Source organism: Metabacillus rhizosphaerae, from assembly GCF_037201795.1.
Classification (GTDB): domain Bacteria; phylum Bacillota; class Bacilli; order Bacillales; family Bacillaceae; genus Metabacillus; species Metabacillus rhizosphaerae.
In genome coordinates, this window is sequence record NZ_CP147403.1 from 4528851 (window position 1) to 4547718 (window position 18868).

Sequence of the window (18868 nt, forward strand, 5' to 3'; positions counted from 1 at the left end):
ATTGAAAACTACATCATTCTATTTCTTTATCCCTTAACAGATCCGATCATAACGCCCTTCTCAAAATATTTCTGTAAAAATGGGTACACGACTAAAATCGGTAATGTGGAAACAATGATAACCCCATATTTGATTTGATCTGCATATCTTTGTGCATAACCACTTCCGGTACTACCTGCACCTTCAGCGAATACTTGATTTGAAATAAGGATATCTCTCAACACGATTTGTAATGGTTGTAAACTATAATCTCTAATATAAATCAAACCAGTAAAGAAATCGTTCCAATGCCAAACTAAGTAATAAAGTCCAATTACTGATATTACCGCTTTAGACAAAGGCAAAACTATTTTTGTGAAAAATTTAAAGTGATTACAGCCATCCATAATGGCAGCTTCATACATTTCATTTGGAATCGTACTTTCAAAAAACGTTCTTGTAATAATAAGGTTAAAGACATTTACTGTAACTGGGTTAAAGATAAAGACCCACATTGTATCGATCATCGATAAATCTTTCATTAATAAATACGTAGGTATTAAACCACCATTAAAAAACATGGTGAATACAAAGAAAAACATTAAAGGACGTCTTGCTCTAAACTCTTGTCTTGATAGTGCATATGCTGCTGGTAATGTGAATAATAGATTTACAAACGTACCACCTAATGCGTAGATCATTGTATTTCTATATCCGATCCATATTCTTGAATCCTGAAAAATCTCTTGATATCCAAAGAGACTAAAACCTTTTGGGAATAATAACACTTTCCCTGTGGAAACAAGAGTTGAATCACTAACAGATGCAATAATGACAAAATACAAAGGATAGGCAATGACTAAGAATACCAAAGCACATACTGTGTAGATAATAATATCGAAAATCAATTCTGACTTATTTTTCGTTTTTAAAAAGCCCATGACCTTCCCTCCTTGCAAAGTATAATGAACATCTCATAATAACAGCATTTAGTAACCGATATCCGATTACCAAAGACTAATTTTTGAAGTTCTTTTTGCAATATAATTCATTAATAGCAATAAAGTGAAATTAATTAGTGTATTAAATAAACCAATAGCTGCCGCATAGCTAAACTGATTCGAAATAATACCGATTTTATAAACATACGTTTCAATTACTTCTGAAACTGGAAGGTTTAATGAATTTTGCATTAAAAATATCTTTTCGAATCCTGTACTGATGATATGACCCATATTGAGAATGAGAAGGATAATAATTGTAGGAATAATCGCTGGTATTTCTACATTGCGAATAATTTGCCACCTATTCGCCCCATCAATTTTAGCAGCGTCATATAATTGAGGATCAACGCTAGAGAGCGCCGCCAAATAAATAATACTATTCCATCCAACATGCTGCCATACATCAGATAACACGTAAACCGGTACAAATGATTTTGTAGACGCTAATAAATTTAAATCCTCAAAACCTAATTTATTGACTAAGAGACCGAGAATACCAGTATTTGGTGATAAAAGGACATTTAACAACCCAACCAATACCACGATTGAAATAAAGTGTGGTAAATAGACTGTTGTTTGGAGGATTTTTTTTCCTCTCTTCCATCTAATTTGGTTAATTAACAAAGCCAGTATTATTGGAGCTGGAAAACCAATAAGAATCGTTGTTAAACTTAGCACAACAGTGTTTTTCAATAGGTCTATAAACATATGACTATTAATAAATTGTTCGAAGTATTTTAGCCCTACCCATTCTCCACCAGTAAGTCCAGCAGTAAAGTCATATTCACGAAAGGCTAATTGAATTCCGTACATCGGAATGTAATTAAATATAATTACACAAACAATTGCAGGAAGAATTAATAACCATAATTGATAATCTCGTTTAAATGTATTAAAAATTGTCTTCTTTTTTTGCAAAGGAATGGTTGGAATGTTTTCCGCTTTATTGGTTTGAGTGTTTATAAAGGGCATAAAAAATTCTCCTTTATTTTTAGAAGATGCTATACCAGATAAAAATACGGTATAGCATCTTCCAAATTTTTATTAAACATTATGTTGATTCCATCAACCTATTATTACAGTTTATTCCATCTTAGATTTGTAATCATCATAGTATTTTTGAGTGATTTCTAAGTTTCCTGTAAGTCCAATTTGATTCATTTTTTCAACGTAGGCATCCCACTCTTTATCAATTCCACCTTTTGTAACCCATTTAGAGAAGTTCGCCATTGCTAGATTCATTAATTCTGTATTGACTAGACTCATTGCATTATTATCTTCTTCCGTATACTTTAAAAATGTATCAGGTAATACATCATTTACAGTATCAACCGCATCAAGTGCACTCTGAAGGGCCTCTGTTTGCTTACCAACTGATTGCATATCAGTACCTAATGTTAATTTTAATGAATCTGAAATATACAACGGACCATTATCTGCCCATGTAGATGTCCATTTCCATGTACCTGGATCCATTTTTTCATCTTCTGGAGGAAGTACAGTGTATGTATCGTCTCCATTATCTTTGATATTCGTTCCTAGTGAACCAAATAGTACCTGCATACTTACCTTTGGATCATACAATTCATTAATAAACTTCATTGCTGCATCTTTGTTTTTCGTTTTTGATGACATTTGAACCATATTAACTCCATAGTTTAATACATTATAATCGTAGGTCCATGATGGCTGTACTGTTGAGCTTGCATCTACTTTTAATGGAGCAATTGAGGCATATTGTGGTGCTAATTCATTACCAAATCTATCTGTAAGTTCCCAACCATACGTATATCCAACTGTTGCAGTTTCTCCTTGACCACGGGCAACTGATTGATATTTCGTATAATCCTGAGTAAATGCCTCAGTACTTATTAATTTCTCTTTATAAAGCTTGTTCAAAAATGTAACAACTTGTTTATAACGATCATCTACAAAGAAGTTTTTCACTTCGCCATCTTCAGCGAAATAGCCTTGGCCACCGCCACCAACGATCGTCATACCTGTACTACCAAGTAGAACAGTTGGTTGGAAGAAACCAAATCCTCCTGTGCCTATAGGAGCAAAGTCCATTGGAATCTCATCATTTGGATCACCATTACCATTTGCATCCTCTTCTTTAAACGCTTTCAAAACTTCGTATAATTCATCCCAATTTGTTGGTTGTTTTAAACCTAAATTGTCTAACCATTGTTGATTGATAAATTGTCTTGTTCCAGTATTAGGCCAATACCTTTGATATTTAGGTAAACCGTAAATTTCGCCATTCAACTGTGTTGAAATGACTTTTAATTCAGACTTTTCATCAAACATTTTCTGAACATTTGGTGCATGCTCCTCGATTAATGGTGTTAAATCTTCAAACAATCCTTTGAATTTCGAAAAGTCTGCATCTGTAATAGCGTTAGGTCCAACGATTATATCTGGAATATCACCACCAGCAAGCATTGCACCTTTTTTCTGATCCCAGTCTGCAGATACCTCTTCCCATTTTATGTCTACACCTGCACGTTTCTCTGCTTCTTCTAACCATTCCATTTTGTTAACATCTTTTGTTAGCGGGTGTTTAGTAATAAGTCCAGTTAATACTACTCTTCCATCTTCTGTTTTCTCTGGTTCCTTACTTGTCTTATCGCTACATGCCACCAATGTAGTTGTAGCTAGACAAGTTGTTAATAACAATGATAATAACTTTTTCTTTTTCATTGTAATTTCCCCCTACTTTACTTTTTCAAATATAGCTTCAGACAAAAAATTACCTGTGATCGTTCATCATATTTTTTATTTTTGTTGAGTCCATGGTGAAATTTGATAGATGTAGGTTTTAAAGAAGACTTAAAGAATAAGTGAATCAAATCGTTGACGAGATGATTAAATCGATATTGCTTTTTGGAAGTTCATTTGCTGTTGATGTTCTATTTAATTCATGAACAGCATTAAAAGTAATGTAATAACCAGCTTATTATGCTCCCCTCCTTCAAAATAGTTAATCAATATATTGTACTAACAACTTAAAAAATTAACATTAGCATACTCCACTCTTGTTAACGCTTACAAACTAGCTATTTATTAATATAGTTTGTATTAAGTAGTTAGTCTTGCTACTAAACTAATAGATAATATACTATTTTTTAACTCGTATCAGATGTTGTACGAATGTATATTAAAAAAGGTAACATCCGCCTCAATTCATCCGTATAAGTTTATTGTAAATAATTACTTTGCTTTTTTCAATAATTATTTTTTTATTTTTCTGATAAATGAAATCAACTTATCAGTATATGTTAACAGACTGGGACTTTCAAGCTCAAACCCGTGTATTATATAATTAACGCATTCAGCTAACCTTAATGCCATATAAAAAACCTCAATCGGACTTGAGGTTTTTTATAATGCATATACAATTCAAGAGTCTCTTTTTACTAGTACATTTGTACTTCATTTATTTTTAAAGGACTGATAAATAAGCATAGAATCATATGCTTTAAAGCATGACAAAATTACTCTTTATCCTCTAAAGGTAGTTGTTTACCCCATACCGCGGTCCCATCTTGACTTAATCCAGTAAATACAAGAGTTGGTTGCCAATTTTCCCAATCCCATTGTGGTAAAACAGTTACTGTGTCAATCCAATAATCGTTTGGTGCATCATCTGGTGCATACCAATAAAGCTTTAAAGAATCACCTTTTAACTCCCAATAATCTTCTCCATTTTCATCGTCAATTTTTCCATTCTTATATAGATGAAGAGTCGTAGAAGTAGTCATGCTATCATCTAACCTACTTAAGACAATTTGCTCCCATTGCCCTATAATATTCTCCGTTTTTAATGATTCAACAGGTTTTTTCGGTTTTCCAGCATAACGCTCAGGTGAGACAACAGGCCAACCATCCAAAGTCCAGATAATTTCTCTTACGTGAAGGTGTGACCAATATAGATCATCTCCAACTCTAGCATTATGTGTTAGATAGTAGGTATCACCATCTTGCAGCAATCCGTTATGCCCTGTTCCTAACCAGCCACTGTCATTGTTAAATGAATAGGAACTTACGAGTTTTGTTCCAGTGTCAAAAGATTCATCTGAGATATCAATCATATTTTTATCGTTATAATCTAAATATGGCCCTTGGATACTTTCAGATCTTGCTACTCTAACATTATATGTATCTTCAAGCCAACCATAAGAAACAGTTAAATAATACATGTCGGTATCTGGATTATACATAATTGCTGGACCTTCAATCGCATAGTCATTATTTTGCCGTTGTGCGATGAGTTTTCCTTCTTCTTCAGTATTTTTCAGCTTACCGCTTGCTTTATCGAGTTCGGTAATAAAAATCCCACCGAAATAAGAACCATAAGCCATCCAAATGCTACCGTCCTCATCAATGATAATGCCTGGATCGATGGCATTTACAGTAAACTCATCGCCTTCTTTTGTCTTAATAACAGATCCTTGATCATCCCATGGGCCTTCAATCGATGTACTTGTTGCCAATCCAATATATGAGTTTCTTGTACCTAATTCAGAAACTGAGTAGTATAAATAAAAGGTACCATTGATTTCTATTACATCTGGGGCCCAGTACATAGAGCCTCCATTCGTCCAAGCTTTAGCTTCGTTTGAAACGTTATCAAACACTCGCCCTACAAACTTCCAATTAATCATATCCTTGGATTTTCTGATTTGAATACCTGGCAGAGGTGTACCAGCTACTTTATAATCGGTTGAAAAGGTGTAATACCAATCATCAACCTTTATGATTTCAGCATCATGGGTATTATTTGTTGTCCATTTTGATTCATCATGAATGATGTCAGTAGTAACTTTTTCAATCGGTGTTTCTGCAGGAGGAGAAGGATATTGTGATGCCTGAAGTGTCTTTGGCTTTTGATCGTTGTTAAAAAAGAACATTATTGCAAAAGCTGAAAGAAGTAAGAATATAATTGAAGAAAGCGATATCATTATTTTTTTATTTAACAAAGTCCCCACCCTTAAACTATTTTTAATGTTAAAAAAAAGGCTGACTATCACTAATCAGCCTTAAAATGATTATTTACTATTTAAAACATGTTTCGTATCTGGAACCGGTACGCCAAAATTAGGTGTTCCATCTTCGTTCCATACAATGGCTTGAACACGTGTATGTCGGTTAGGATCATACAATGGATCACCCTCAATTTCTTTGTAATTTCGTGCATGATAAACAAGAATATCTTGTGAACCATCTTCAGATACAGTAAAGCTATTATGCCCTGGTCCATATTGACCTGTTTCCTCATTCGTTGTAAATACAGGCTCAGTGGATTTTTTCCAAGAACTCGGATCTAATAAATTACTGTTTTCATCAGCTGTTAATAATCCCATACAATAATTGTAGTCTGTTGCACTTGCTGAGAATGAAATAAATATCCTCCCATTACGCTTAAGAACTGCTGCACCTTCATTTACTAAAAAGCCGATCTTTTCCCACTCATATTCAGGTGTAGTAATACATACTTGCTCACCTTTAAGTGTCCATGGATTTTCCATTTCAGCGATATACAGGTTGGAATTCCCTACTATTTCCGGATCCTTCTGTGCCCAAACGTAATATCTAATCCCTTTATGCTCAAAGGTTGTTGCATCTAAAGCAAATGATTCCCATTTCGTTTTCACTTTGCCTTTTTCAATCCAGTCCCCCTCTAAAGGATTAGCGGATGAATTTTCAAGCACAAACATACGGTGATCAAATAATCCGTCTTTTGTTTCAGATGTTCTTGCCGCTGCAAAATAGACGTACCATTTTCCATCAATAAAATGAATTTCAGGTGCCCATATATTTGCACTCATTAAACCTGTTTCATGCCTCACCCAAATCGTTTTTGCATCAGCATCTGTTAAACCTTGGATAGTCGATGCTCGACGAAGCTCGATTCTATCATATTCAGGAACAGAAGCAGTAAAATAATAATATCCATCAGTATGCTTATAAATCCAAGGATCTGCACGTTGTTCAATAAGTGGATTATTTACATTAAATTCAGTCATAATGACACTCCTCAAAAAATAGTTTTATTTTTCTTACTTGTTATTTATGGTTCCTTCCGGCGAATCAAATCATATCAGTGATTACTTTCAACAAAGAAAAAGTGGCAGGAGTTGGTAAACTAGCTAGCCTAATCTAGTCTAGCTTTATAAGCAGATTAGGCTAGCTAGTTTACCCGTTAACACCGCCACTGACTTTTAGTTTGTTTAATATTCCGACTATTCATTCTAAATTTACAGAGTTGAAAGTAGTACGTATAACTACATTGTTTATACCTTTATCCCTTAACCCCTGAGATTGCAACAGATTCGATAATCTGCTTCTGGAAGATAATAAATACAATTAACATTGGTAGCAAAGATACTACAGATGCAGCCATGATTAATGGATAATCACTTTGAATCGCATAAGTTGAGTTAAAATTTGCGATAACAAGTTGTAATGTTTGTTTCTCAGGAGAATTCAAGTATAAAATCGGCCCAAGATAATCATTCCAAATAGCCATAAACCATAAAATTAACTGTGCAGCAACTGCTGGTCTAACTAATGGAAAGATAATTTTATAGAATATTTTAAAGTAAGAACAACCATCGATTTTCGCTGCTTCAATAATTGAGTTTGGAACACTCGATAAATATTGTCTTAGGAAGAAAATCATGATAATGTTTCCAAACAAGCCAGGAACAATTAATGGTAATAACGTATCAACCCAACCAATTTGTGAGAAAATCATAAATTGCGGAATCATCACAACTGGATATGGAATCATCATTGCCGTTAATAATAATAGGAACAATTGATTTTTATATGGGAAATTCATTTTCCCAAAAGCAAATGCTGCTAAAGCAGAAGTAAATGTTCCAATAACTGTTACGGAAACTGCGACGATTAAACTATTAAAAATCCCGTTTAATAGTGGACCCTTTTCCCAGATTTCCTTGTATTTAATAAAATCAAATGACTCAGGAATCCATATAGGAGGAAGTGCATACACTTCTTGAATATCTTTAAAGGATGTAGAAACCATCCACAAAAGTGGTGCCACCATAAAAATAGCCCCGATTGATAATAAGATGAAAATAATGATATTTGTTATTTTCTTGTTTTGCTTTTCTGATCTATATTTCACCTTAGTCTCTGCTTTTTTTTCTAAAACAACCTCCATTACTTCCACTCCTTTCTAAGCTGAGCATAACAAAAATTAATCAAGATCATATGATGACTTTTCATTCACTTTAAATTGAATGTAAGTGACTGCAAAAATAAAAAGACCTAGTACGACTGCCATTGCAGAACCATAACCCATTTCAAAGTTTCCAAAAGCCTTCTGCCAAATATAAAATACAACAGTTGCTGATGAATATTCCGGACCACCTGTTGGTGTCATGACATTGATTTCTGTAAAGATTTGCGCACCACCAATTATCGATGTTACAACGATGAAAAATGTAACTGGTTTAACCATTGGCAATGTAATATTTTTGAAGACTTGAAAAGCATTTGCTCCATCTAGCCTTGCTGCTTCGTAGTATGTTTTCGGTACACTTTGCAGAGCTGCTAAATATAAAAGCATGCTATATCCTAAGCCCTTCCAAACCGTCATAAGGATTAACGCAGGTTTTACTGTATCCTTATTCATTAACCAGCTTGGACCGTCTATACCAAAGATTCCTAAAAACTGGTTAACTAATCCATAATCTCCATTGTAAGCCCACTGCCATAGAATCGATATCGCAGCTAAAGATGAGATTACAGGAACATAGTAAAGGACTCTAAATACTTGGGTTCCAATGATCGCTCTATTTAACCCTAGCGCAAGCAAAAGTGCCAATACTAATCCAATCGGAATACCTAACATCATAAACAATGTGTTATACATTGTTTTATGGAAAGATTCATCTGTTAATAAGTCGATATAGTTTTGTATACCGATAAAATTCATTTGCCCTAAACCATTCCAGTTTGTAAATGACCCATAAAGAGAGTATAGCGTTGGAGCTAATGTAAATATTAAAAATCCTATGACAGGTGCAGCGACAAATAAGTAAGCATTTCGTCTTTCGCTTTGATAAAGCTTAGAAGTAGTTTTCATCTTTTCTCCCCATTTCTCTTTAAAAGGTTACATGATAAACCTTAATCTACCATTAGAGAGTTTATTAAGTTAATAGGGTGCTAGCCTATTTCTCTAGCACCACTTGGAATTGACTGATTTATTTTAGTCTTATTTCTTTGCTTGCTCTTCTTGCTTAATTGCTTTATCTAATAATTCTTGCATTTTAGGTTGTGCTTCTTTTACATATTCCTCAGCAGTCTTCTTACCATCTATAACTGGTTGGATATTTTTAAAGAATTCATCATACCACTCGCCAGTATACGTAAAGTTTGTCGGTAAATCGCGACCATGTTCACCAATGATATCTAAGAATTCTTGTTTATTTGCTGGTTTGATTGATGTATCTGCAGCCCATTTTTCTGCAACATCCGTATTATTAGGTAATTGAACTTGTTGATCAACTAATGCTTGTTGTCCCTCTTCATCAGATGATAAATATAACGCAAGTTCTGCTGCAAGTTCCGCATGTTTCGTTTTACTAGATACACCAATACCTAATGAACCAATCCAAGCTTGTGTTTCACCTGTAGAACCAACTGGCCATGGTAATAAATCATATTCAAATTTTAAATCTTTGTAAGCTCCCATATCCCAAGGACCAACTGGGAAGAAACCAATTTGACCTTGCATCCATCTTTGGTACGTATCAAGTGTTTGACCTTCTGCAATGGAAGGAGTTACTTTATGAACGTTTTGCAAATCAGCAAAGTATTGTAACGCCTCAATAAATTTTGGATCATCAACCGTAACTTTTGTATGTGTTTCATCTAACCAATCTGCACCATTACTCCAAACAAATGGTTGTAATGACCAGTTAACATTAAGTCCTGTTCCCCATTGATCTAGTTTGCCGTCGCCATCTTTATCCTTCGTTAACTGTTTATTTACTTCTAAAAATTCTTCTAAAGTATAAGGCTTGTCTGGATCTGGTAATGGAATACCAGCTTCTTCAAACATAGTCTTGTTATAACCAAATGCGAAAGGCCCTAAATCTTTTGGTAAACCGTAAATCGCACCTTGTCCAGCAACTTCGCCGTCATATCGGTATTTATTAACACCTGATTCCCAAATTTTTGTTAAGTCAGCACCTTCAGCATTTTCAACTAAATCAGTAATATCCATTAAAACACCTGAATTAACATACGCTTTTAGATTACCAGGATTATAGAAGAATACATCCGGAACACTTTTCCCAGCAATTGCTGCCTGTAATTTAGTATCATATTGATCACCAGCTGTTACAACTGTTTTTACTTTCACATCTGGATGTGCCTCTTCAAACTTTTTCACAACATTTTTGTAAGCTGTTTGTTCTTGAGGTTGTCCACTAAACATAAATGTAAGATTAACTTTCCCATCTTCGCTACCACCTGAACTACCACTGCTACATGCACTTAGTGCACCAATAATAACTACAACCAACATAGCCATTATCATCATTCTGCTAAGTTTCTTTTTTGACTTTTTAAACAATTTAATCCCCCCAAAACTGTTTGATAGAAGGGCTACTTACTTAACAATTGTTGTTTATTCGACAAAACTACCTTTATTTAATGTTTTGTCATGTAAGCGCTTCTCTATGATAATAGTATTATACCTGTTCGTACATGTCAATCATTTTTTAAGAAAAGTAGTACATGTTAAATCCGAAACCATTTTATATGTACGTACATTTATTAAAATTATGTTTTATTTTTCCTTATTTTCTAATGGTTACCGGTAAAGTTAAAGTAAGAGTGAATTATAGTTTTATCTTAGTTAAATAAAATTAAGCAAATAAAAAGGCCAGTTTTCTCAATGGAAATCTGACCTTTACATATATTACTCATTTATTACCCCTGATAATCCCTGTACGGTAAAGCTCTTTAAAAGAATTGATCAAGGTAACTTAAGCATAAAGTTATCATAACTCATAATGGTCTCAAGCGGAATATGGTTCGATTGAGGTTTCCTTTTTCGATGATTAAACCAAATACTAGTCCAACCTGCTTCAATTGGTGGCACAACATCATTTTCCCAAGTGTCACCAATATAACAGCATTTATTTGACTCTATGTTTATCTGTCTTTGAACGTACTCAAACACCCTTTTATCAGGCTTTGCTATACCGATTCCATCAGAGATAAAAATCCTTTCTGGTGGAATGATTTGATCAATTTGAAGTGATTTGATTTTATTCATTTGGTGCTGAACAGGGCCATTCGTTAAGACACCAACAATTAATTTCCTTGATTGTAAATCCTTTATTATTTTAAGCACATCGGGAAAGGGGTTTATTTGCTGTTGCTCAAATTCATAGCGTTCCTGTACTTCACTTGCTCGTTGATTTGATAACGAAAGACCGAAATCGTTAAAAGCGCATCTGATCCTCTCGATCCTTAGGAGATCAAGACTAATTTCTCCCCTTATATGTACTTTCCAAAGAACATCACTGAAATATCGTACCTTTTTGAATACATCCTCTACTTTAGTGTTTGCTAAATCGATACGACAATGCTCTAATGCCAATTGAAAAGGAGTTAATTGATCATATAATGTATCGTCAAGATCAAAAAAAACTGCCTCAGTTTCTCTTAAGCTATGCATATTGATGAATCCCGACGTGCTCATTCCAAAATTTAAGCATTGTATAACGATTTCTAAGAAGGTGTGCCTCATGCAAACTGTTTCGTACAAGTTCAGTACTAATTCCAAGTTCAGTTGGACGTACAATACCTTCTAATTTTTGTAATAAATTTGCTAATATGCTTGCGTCAGGTAATGAGTTTAATACTTCAACAACTTCTTTCTGTCTTGCTATGACATTATCAAGTTTATCCTCAGTATTAACATCTAACTCTTCTAAACGCTTTGTAGAAGATACTAGCTGAAGGACCTCTTTTTTATATAAATCTAAAATAAGTTGTGCTGAAACGCCAACCTTTGCTCCATGAAGTACTTGTGCTTTTCCCTGTTTAAGGAACTCCATTTCCCAATAATGGGATAAATGATGTTCTCCACCAGAAGCTGGAGAAGAATGACCTACTAAAAGCATCGCCATTCCAGATTGTATAAGTGCTTCGATTAGGATCTTAATTCCTTCTTCGTCGGCTTCGGAAATTTTATCAACTTGCTTTACACATTCCTCTAACGCTTCCTCTGTTAGCTGTGCAGTAAGAGGACAATAGGACTCACCTGCAATAAGATGCGAAAACTTCCAGTCTGCTAGGGATGTATATTTGCCGATCATATCACCAAAGCCTGCAGCTATCATTTCCTTCGGAGCCTCTTGTAAAATGGAAATATCAGCAAATAACGCAATTGGAGATTGCATTTGATATGTAGTTTTTACCCCTTTTATCACAACAGGTGCCCCCATTGAATTAAAACCATCTACAGATGGAGCGGTTGGGACTGATATAAAAGGCTTCCCCATTTTAAAGCTTGCAAATCTAGCAATATCATGTATTGTTCCTGATCCTACCGCAATGACAACATCTGTATTCTGAGAGATTCCTAGCATTGCCTCAATTAAAGAAACTTCATCCGCGATCACATCATTTATTTCATTTGCTTCAATGATGACTACTTCATGGTTTACATTTGCTTCCTTATACAGGTTTGCCAACCTCTCTCCTGCTACTTTAAATGTTGTCTGATCAGCAATAATAGCAATGTTTTGAAACGATTGGTCTATTGTATAAGAGACAGCTTGCTTTAACGCTTCATGGCTAATAACAATTTTATCAATCGTAATCTCATAATGCTGGTTACCACACGTACATGCTTTGGACAGGTTCGAAAGTTCGTTTAAAGCGATCATATTATTTCCCCCTATTCGACTGAGAACTACTAAAAGGCTGTTATATATAATTATTTTTTTGCTTAGATTGCTTTGACAAAAGGCTACAGCAACCCCCTCAAACTAAGTATTTTATATTAATTGTTGAGGGGGTTAGTCCTTAAATAACATGTTTGTTTTCAGAATGATTCCTTTTAACAGCACTTGTTGAGTTTCTAATAATTAATTCAGGATCATAGATCTTCTGCCATTTTTCAATAGATTCTTTATCTCTTTTTTCTACAGCTGCAACAATCCATTTTGCTGCCTCAATTCCCATATCCATTTTCGGGTGGGTAACAGAGGTAATCTTCGTTTCAGACGCTTCAGTTAAATAAGAATCATCATAACCAACGATAGAGATGTCATCAGGAACTTTAATTTCAAGCTCCCTTAATAAATTCAATACATTAATCGCGATTTCATCATTGTAACAAACGATTCCAGTTGGTCTATTTTCTTCAGACAAAAGGATTTCTTTTAATCTATGGGGCAATGTTTCCTCTTTTTCTTCCGTTGTATAGGTTACTATCATCTCTGAAAAAAACGGAATATTATTTTCTCTAAATGCTCTAATAAATCCTTGCATCCGATTTAATCCTTGAATATCATCGCTTTTGAATAAACCAATTACTTTTTGATGACCTAGCTTAATTAAATGGTCAGTTGCAACAAATCCACCTTTTTCATCATTTAAAATAATATTTGGAGGATTTAATTGTGGATAGTATTGGTTGATCATTAAATAAGGAGTATTATTTTGTTCCATTTCTAGGTAATAGTGAAGATTTGGATTATAACTACTACTTCTTGTAGGTTCTACGATTAATCCATCTATATTACGGTTTATCATCGCTTCCAAGCATTGCTTTTCTTTTTCAGGATCATTATCCGTGCAAGCAAATGTTAATGAATAGCCATGTGCCGACAAGTACGATTCTATCCCTTTAATAATGGACGGGAAGATATAATCAGATATATAGGTTGTAATAACTCCTATATTTTTCCCAGTTAAACTAACGGGCTGACTTTGAGCTTGAGCGGGTTTATTTGAGACAAACGTACCTGCTCCCTGCTCTCTATACAACCATCCTTCATGAACAAGGTCCCCAACAGCTTGGCGGACGGTATGCCTACTAACCTCAAACATCTTAACTAGCTCATTTTCTGAATATATTTTTTCACCTGGCAAAACTTTTCCTTCGATAATCCAGGCCTTAATTTTTTGCTTCACCATGCTGGCTTTCGTTTGTTGAGCCATTATGTCACCACTTTCAGCTTGTATGCTACCGAATTAACTCATTCGTACAACTACATTAATTATACACTATGAACATACAATTTTAAAATGCTCTTTCAGCTTCTTTATAAAATATTGATATATATTTTATTAGTAATTCCTTGGAGACTATATATTACATCTAATTTTATGTAAAAGTTTACTTTTTTCTCTTATCTTAAAATTTAATACTTACTCTAAATATTGTGCGAACAAGTTACATTACATACTTTTCTCCATTAGCTCTCTCATTAACTGTTCAGCTGAAATCGTTCGTTCACCACCACCTTGAGCAAACGAATCATTTCCTCCACCTCTCCCATTTATAACAGGCAACACACCTTTTAGTAGTTGATTCATATTTCCATTTACCTCTTTACTTTTAGAGCAGACAAGTTGTAGTTTGTCTTCATTTTCACTTATTAATAGAACTAGAACATCATTAGTAAGGCTTGTAATTGATCGTGCTAACTGTTGCAATTCTGAAATCAGACGGTTTTTAAAAATGGCTTGAACTACTTTTTGATCTTGAATGATTTGTATATTTGCGATATGAGACCTAGCCTCATACTGAAGAAGCTCGGTCTTTAATTCTACAACTGTTTTTTCAAGATCTTTAGACTGCTGTATTAGCCGGTTTGCAGCATCCTTCATTTGCCCTTGTGGAGAATTTAATATGGAAGTCAATCTTTGAATAACGCTCTGTTTTTCATGAAGCTGCTTAAGTACTCTGTTACCACAAACAAAATATAGTCGAATATAGTTCTTATGTTTCTCCCAATTTAAAATTTTAATGACACTTACCTGTCCGGTTGAGTTCGGGTGCGTTCCCCCACAACCGTTGTAATCAAAATTAGGGATGATGACAAGACGAATATTTTCGGATACAGACAAAACTTTTCTTAACGAATAGTGTGAGAGCTCAGCTTCTGTTATCCACTTCGTTTCAATTGAACGATTTTCAAGAATGATCTTATTTGCCAATGCCTCTGTTCGATTCGCCTCTTCCTCATTAAGATTCTTAATTTCAAGGTCAATCGTACACAGTTCTTTTCCTAAGTGAAAACTAACTGTTTTATAGCCATAAACTTCTTCAAAAGCTGCTGATAATATATGTTGCCCAGAGTGTTGCTGCATGTGGTCAAAACGACGATCCCAGTCAATTTCTCCAACGATTTTATTATGTATTTCAATAGGTTGCTCAACATAATGACGAATTTCTCCATCAATTTCCTCTACTTCATACACATGAACACCATTAATAGTTCCTGTATCATGTGGTTGTCCTCCACCTGTTGGGTAAAAGATTGTTTCTTCTAATACAACATAAAAACGGCCGATTTCATCTTGAGCTTGCAAGACAAGCTTTGTTGTTATTGTTTGTTTGTATGGCTCTTGGTAATAAACTTTTCTCTTTGACATTGTACCTACACTCACCTTTGCACTCATTATTTGCTTTTACTATAGCATATCCATTTAAAAAATATCGTAGAGTTGACCGTTTCATATAAATGGCTAATTTTGAAGAAACTATGATTAAAGGAGGGATAAATCATGGCCAATAGAAATAAATTGCTTGTTCCTAGTGCCAAGCAAGGAGTAAACCAATTAAAAGCAAAGGTTGCTAATACACAAAAACCTGAGGAAGCCAAATATGAAATAGCAAAAGAGCTAGGTGTACCTCTTAAAAAAGGCTACAATGGTAGTTTAACCTCTCGACAAGCCGGAAAAATCGGTGGAAATCTCGGTGGAAACATGGTACGTGAAATGGTAAAAATGGCTGAGCAACAATTGAAAAAATGAACAGTGGGCTGACTCATTTGGAGTCAGCCCACTCTTATTTTAAGAAGTTAAGAAGCTTTATTCTTATTATAAATATCAAATGCAACAGCAGCTAATAAGACTAACCCTTTAATTCCTTGCTGCCAGTCAATTCCTAAGCCTAGTAAAGACATACCGTTATTCATAATACCCATAACTAATCCACCGATTATCGCACCTGGAACTGTGCCAATTCCACCATACGCTGAAGCTCCACCAATGAAACAAGCAGCAATTGCGTCAAGCTCAAATAAATTACCTGCTTTCGGTGTTGCAGCATTTAAACGTGCTGCGAAGAGAAGTCCAGATAAGGCAGATAGAACGCCCATATTAACAAATACCCAAAATGTCATTCGTTTCGTTTTAATACCAGATAATTGTGCTGCTTTCTCATTTCCTCCGATTGCATAAACATGTCGTCCTGCTTTCGTCTTATTTGTGACAAATGTATAGATCACAATTAATACTGCAAGAATGATTAATATATTCGGAATTCCTTCATACGTAGCAAGGATATAAGTAAATACATTAAGCAACGCAACCATACCAATTAGTTTTAAAACAAACATGCCCACAGACTGGACTTCAAAGTTGAACTTTAATTTTGTTCGTCTATTTTTCAGCTCAGTAAAAATAATTATGACTGATAAGGCAAGACCAATAATGATTGTTAATAAATGGAGTGAACCACTACTTGCAACGTCAGGAATGAAACCAGAACTAATTTTTTGGAAAGATTCTGGGAAGGGTGCAATCGATTTCCCTTCTAGGACGATCATTGTTAACCCTCTAAAAAGAAGCATTCCTGCTAATGTAACAATAAAAGCTGGGATTTTCACGTAGGCAACCCAGAATCCCTGCCATGCTCCGATTATTGCACCTACTAGTAACGAGATAATAACCGCAAGAAAGGTTGGAATTTCATAATTAACCATTAAGATCGCTGATATTGCTCCGACAAATGCTGCTATAGACCCTACTGATAGATCAATATGTCCGGTAATGATGACTAACACCATACCGATTGCTAAAACTAATATATAACTATTTTGCAAAATTAAATTTGTGATATTTAAAGGCTGCAACAATAGACCATTTGTTAATATTTGAAATAGCACCATAATAAAGATAAGTGCAATGACCATACTATATTGACGCATATTGTTTCGTATCATTGATTTCAATGCAGATTCTTTGTTCAGACTAGATTGACTATTTTTTAGTTGTGTTTGCATTATAATTACCTCCTTACCTTACTTTTTGTCATGTATGTCATCAGTTTTTCTTGGTTAGCTTCCGCTTTCGTTACCTCACCTGTGATGCTACCTTCATTCAGACAATAGATTCTGTCACACATTCCTAATAGCTCTGGAAGCTCTGATGATATAATTAAGATTCCTTTTCCATCCATCGCTAAATCGTTAATAATCGAGTAAATTTCATATTTTGCTCCGACATCAATCCCACGTGTTGGTTCATCTAAGATTAAAATATCAGGTTCAGAGAATATCCATTTACTTAAGACAATCTTCTGCTGGTTCCCTCCACTTAGATTCCCAGCTTTTTGAAAGATACTTGGTGTTTTGATCCTTAACTTTTTGCGATATTCTTCTGCTACAATGATTTCTTTGTTTTTATCTAAAATCGATTGCTTTGAAATTTTATTTAAGCTTGCTAAGGTAATATTTTGTTTAATATCTTCCATTAAAATGAGACCGTTTCCTTTTCTATCCTCGGAAACATAGGCTATTCCTTGATCAATTGCAGAGGTTACATCATTAAATTGAACCTCAATCGCATCCTTCATAATTTGACCGCTAATTTTCTTCCCGTACGATTTACCAAAAATACTCATCGCAAGCTCGGTTCGACCAGCACCCATTAAACCGGCGATACCGACAATTTCACCTTTGCGAATATGAAAATTAACATCATCGATTACTTTTCGATCTGAATGCAATGGATGGTAAACATTCCAATTTTTCACCGCAAAAATGGTTTGGCCAATTTTGGGAGTTCTTGCTGGATAACGATTTGTGAGATCACGACCTACCATACCCTTAATGATTCGATCCTCTGTCACATTGTCTTTTTTCATATTTAAAGTTTCAATTGTTTGGCCATCTCGTAAAATCGTAATCGAATCTGCAACCTTTTCAATTTCATTTAATTTATGTGAGATAATAATAGCTGACATTCCTTGTTTTTTAAATTCTAATAGAAGATTTAATAAGTTTTCGCTGTCATCTTCATTTAAGGAAGCTGTTGGTTCATCTAAAATAAGAAGCTTCACTTTCTTTGATAGTGCTTTCGCAATTTCGACTAATTGCTGTTTCCCTACCCCAATATTATCAACCTTCATATTTGGAGATTCAGTAAGACCTACCTTTTTAAGTAAATCCATCGTCTTCATTGTCGTCATATTCCAATTGATCACACCGCTATTAGATATTTCATTGCCTAAAAAAATGTTCTCAGCTATTGATAATTCAGGAATAAGGGCTAGTTCTTGATGGATAATAACAATCCCTAATTCTTCACTTTGTTTAATATTTTTAAAGCTACAAACCTGTTTTTGAAACAGAATGTCACCTGTATAGGAGCCATGTGGATATACACCACTTAACACCTTCATTAGCGTAGATTTACCTGCCCCATTTTCACCACATAAGGCATGAATCTCTCCTTCTTTGACCTGTAAGTTTACGTTTTCAAGTGCTTTAACACCTGGAAATTCTTTCGTAATATTCCGCATTTCTAGGATTATATTTGACATTTTTCACCACACCTACATTCGTCTTTTTCACTAGAATTCTAGAATTTTC

15 protein-coding genes are annotated in these 18868 nt (G+C 34.6%); 1 reads left to right on the forward strand and 14 read right to left on the reverse strand.

From position 1 onward, the window contains the following. Positions 1 to 26: 26 nt before the first annotated feature. From WCV66_RS21965 to WCV66_RS22020, 12 genes are all read right to left on the reverse strand, one after another. The gene (locus WCV66_RS21965; protein WP_066331317.1) at positions 27 to 920 is read right to left on the reverse strand and encodes a carbohydrate ABC transporter permease; all 894 of its coding nucleotides are present in this window, start codon (positions 918 to 920) and stop codon (positions 27 to 29) included. Between the two features lie 66 nt (positions 921 to 986). After that, on the reverse strand, positions 987 to 1955 hold the full coding sequence (locus tag WCV66_RS21970; protein ID WP_338786838.1) for an ABC transporter permease: 969 nt from the start codon (positions 1953 to 1955) through the stop codon (positions 987 to 989). Positions 1956 to 2066: 111 nt separating this feature from the next. After that, entirely contained in the window at positions 2067 to 3686 is a 1620-nt protein-coding gene (locus WCV66_RS21975; protein ID WP_338786839.1) for an extracellular solute-binding protein, read from the reverse strand. Positions 3687 to 4480: 794 nt separating this feature from the next. Continuing rightward, on the reverse strand, positions 4481 to 5965 hold the full coding sequence (locus WCV66_RS21980) for an arabinan endo-1,5-alpha-L-arabinosidase (protein ID WP_338786840.1): 1485 nt from the start codon (positions 5963 to 5965) through the stop codon (positions 4481 to 4483). A gap of 69 nt (positions 5966 to 6034) precedes the next feature. Next, positions 6035 to 7012, reverse strand: a complete 978-nt coding sequence (locus tag WCV66_RS21985; RefSeq protein ID WP_338786841.1) for a family 43 glycosylhydrolase — start codon at positions 7010 to 7012, stop codon at positions 6035 to 6037. Between the two features lie 275 nt (positions 7013 to 7287). After that, positions 7288 to 8175 carry a carbohydrate ABC transporter permease gene (locus WCV66_RS21990; RefSeq protein WP_066331323.1) on the reverse strand — a complete coding sequence of 296 codons (888 nt, stop codon included), beginning with the start codon at positions 8173 to 8175 and terminating at the stop codon, positions 7288 to 7290. Positions 8176 to 8211: 36 nt separating this feature from the next. Then, positions 8212 to 9102 carry a carbohydrate ABC transporter permease gene (locus WCV66_RS21995; RefSeq protein ID WP_066331326.1) on the reverse strand — a complete coding sequence of 297 codons (891 nt, stop codon included), beginning with the start codon at positions 9100 to 9102 and terminating at the stop codon, positions 8212 to 8214. A gap of 129 nt (positions 9103 to 9231) precedes the next feature. Next, positions 9232 to 10563 carry a sugar ABC transporter substrate-binding protein gene (locus WCV66_RS22000; RefSeq protein ID WP_338789523.1) on the reverse strand — a complete coding sequence of 444 codons (1332 nt, stop codon included), beginning with the start codon at positions 10561 to 10563 and terminating at the stop codon, positions 9232 to 9234. 438 nt (positions 10564 to 11001) lie between these two features. Then, on the reverse strand, positions 11002 to 11709 hold the full coding sequence (locus tag WCV66_RS22005) for an HAD family hydrolase (protein ID WP_338786843.1): 708 nt from the start codon (positions 11707 to 11709) through the stop codon (positions 11002 to 11004). Continuing rightward, on the reverse strand, positions 11702 to 12925 hold the full coding sequence (locus tag WCV66_RS22010) for a sn-glycerol-1-phosphate dehydrogenase (RefSeq protein ID WP_338786844.1): 1224 nt from the start codon (positions 12923 to 12925) through the stop codon (positions 11702 to 11704). Before WCV66_RS22010 ends, WCV66_RS22005 begins: the two co-directional genes overlap by 8 nt. A 139-nt stretch (positions 12926 to 13064) precedes the next feature. After that, a complete protein-coding gene (locus tag WCV66_RS22015; RefSeq protein ID WP_066331338.1) occupies positions 13065 to 14204 on the reverse strand; it encodes a GntR family transcriptional regulator in 1140 nt (379 codons plus the stop codon). A gap of 240 nt (positions 14205 to 14444) precedes the next feature. Then, positions 14445 to 15644: an alanyl-tRNA editing protein gene (locus WCV66_RS22020; protein ID WP_338786846.1), complete on the reverse strand. Its 1200-nt coding sequence runs from the start codon at positions 15642 to 15644 to the stop codon at positions 14445 to 14447. Positions 15645 to 15776: 132 nt separating this feature from the next. Between WCV66_RS22020 and WCV66_RS22025 the strand changes: the two genes are divergently transcribed. Further along, positions 15777 to 16025 carry an alpha/beta-type small acid-soluble spore protein gene (locus WCV66_RS22025; RefSeq protein WP_066331344.1) on the forward strand — a complete coding sequence of 83 codons (249 nt, stop codon included), beginning with the start codon at positions 15777 to 15779 and terminating at the stop codon, positions 16023 to 16025. A gap of 47 nt (positions 16026 to 16072) precedes the next feature. Here the strand turns inward: WCV66_RS22025 and mmsB are convergent, their stop codons facing one another. Both mmsB and mmsA read right to left on the reverse strand, forming a co-directional pair. Beyond that, a complete protein-coding gene (gene mmsB, locus WCV66_RS22030; RefSeq protein WP_338789525.1) occupies positions 16073 to 17218 on the reverse strand; it encodes a multiple monosaccharide ABC transporter permease in 1146 nt (381 codons plus the stop codon). 65 nt (positions 17219 to 17283) lie between these two features. Continuing rightward, positions 17284 to 18819: a multiple monosaccharide ABC transporter ATP-binding protein gene (gene mmsA, locus WCV66_RS22035; RefSeq protein WP_066331350.1), complete on the reverse strand. Its 1536-nt coding sequence runs from the start codon at positions 18817 to 18819 to the stop codon at positions 17284 to 17286. Positions 18820 to 18868: the final 49 nt, after the last annotated feature.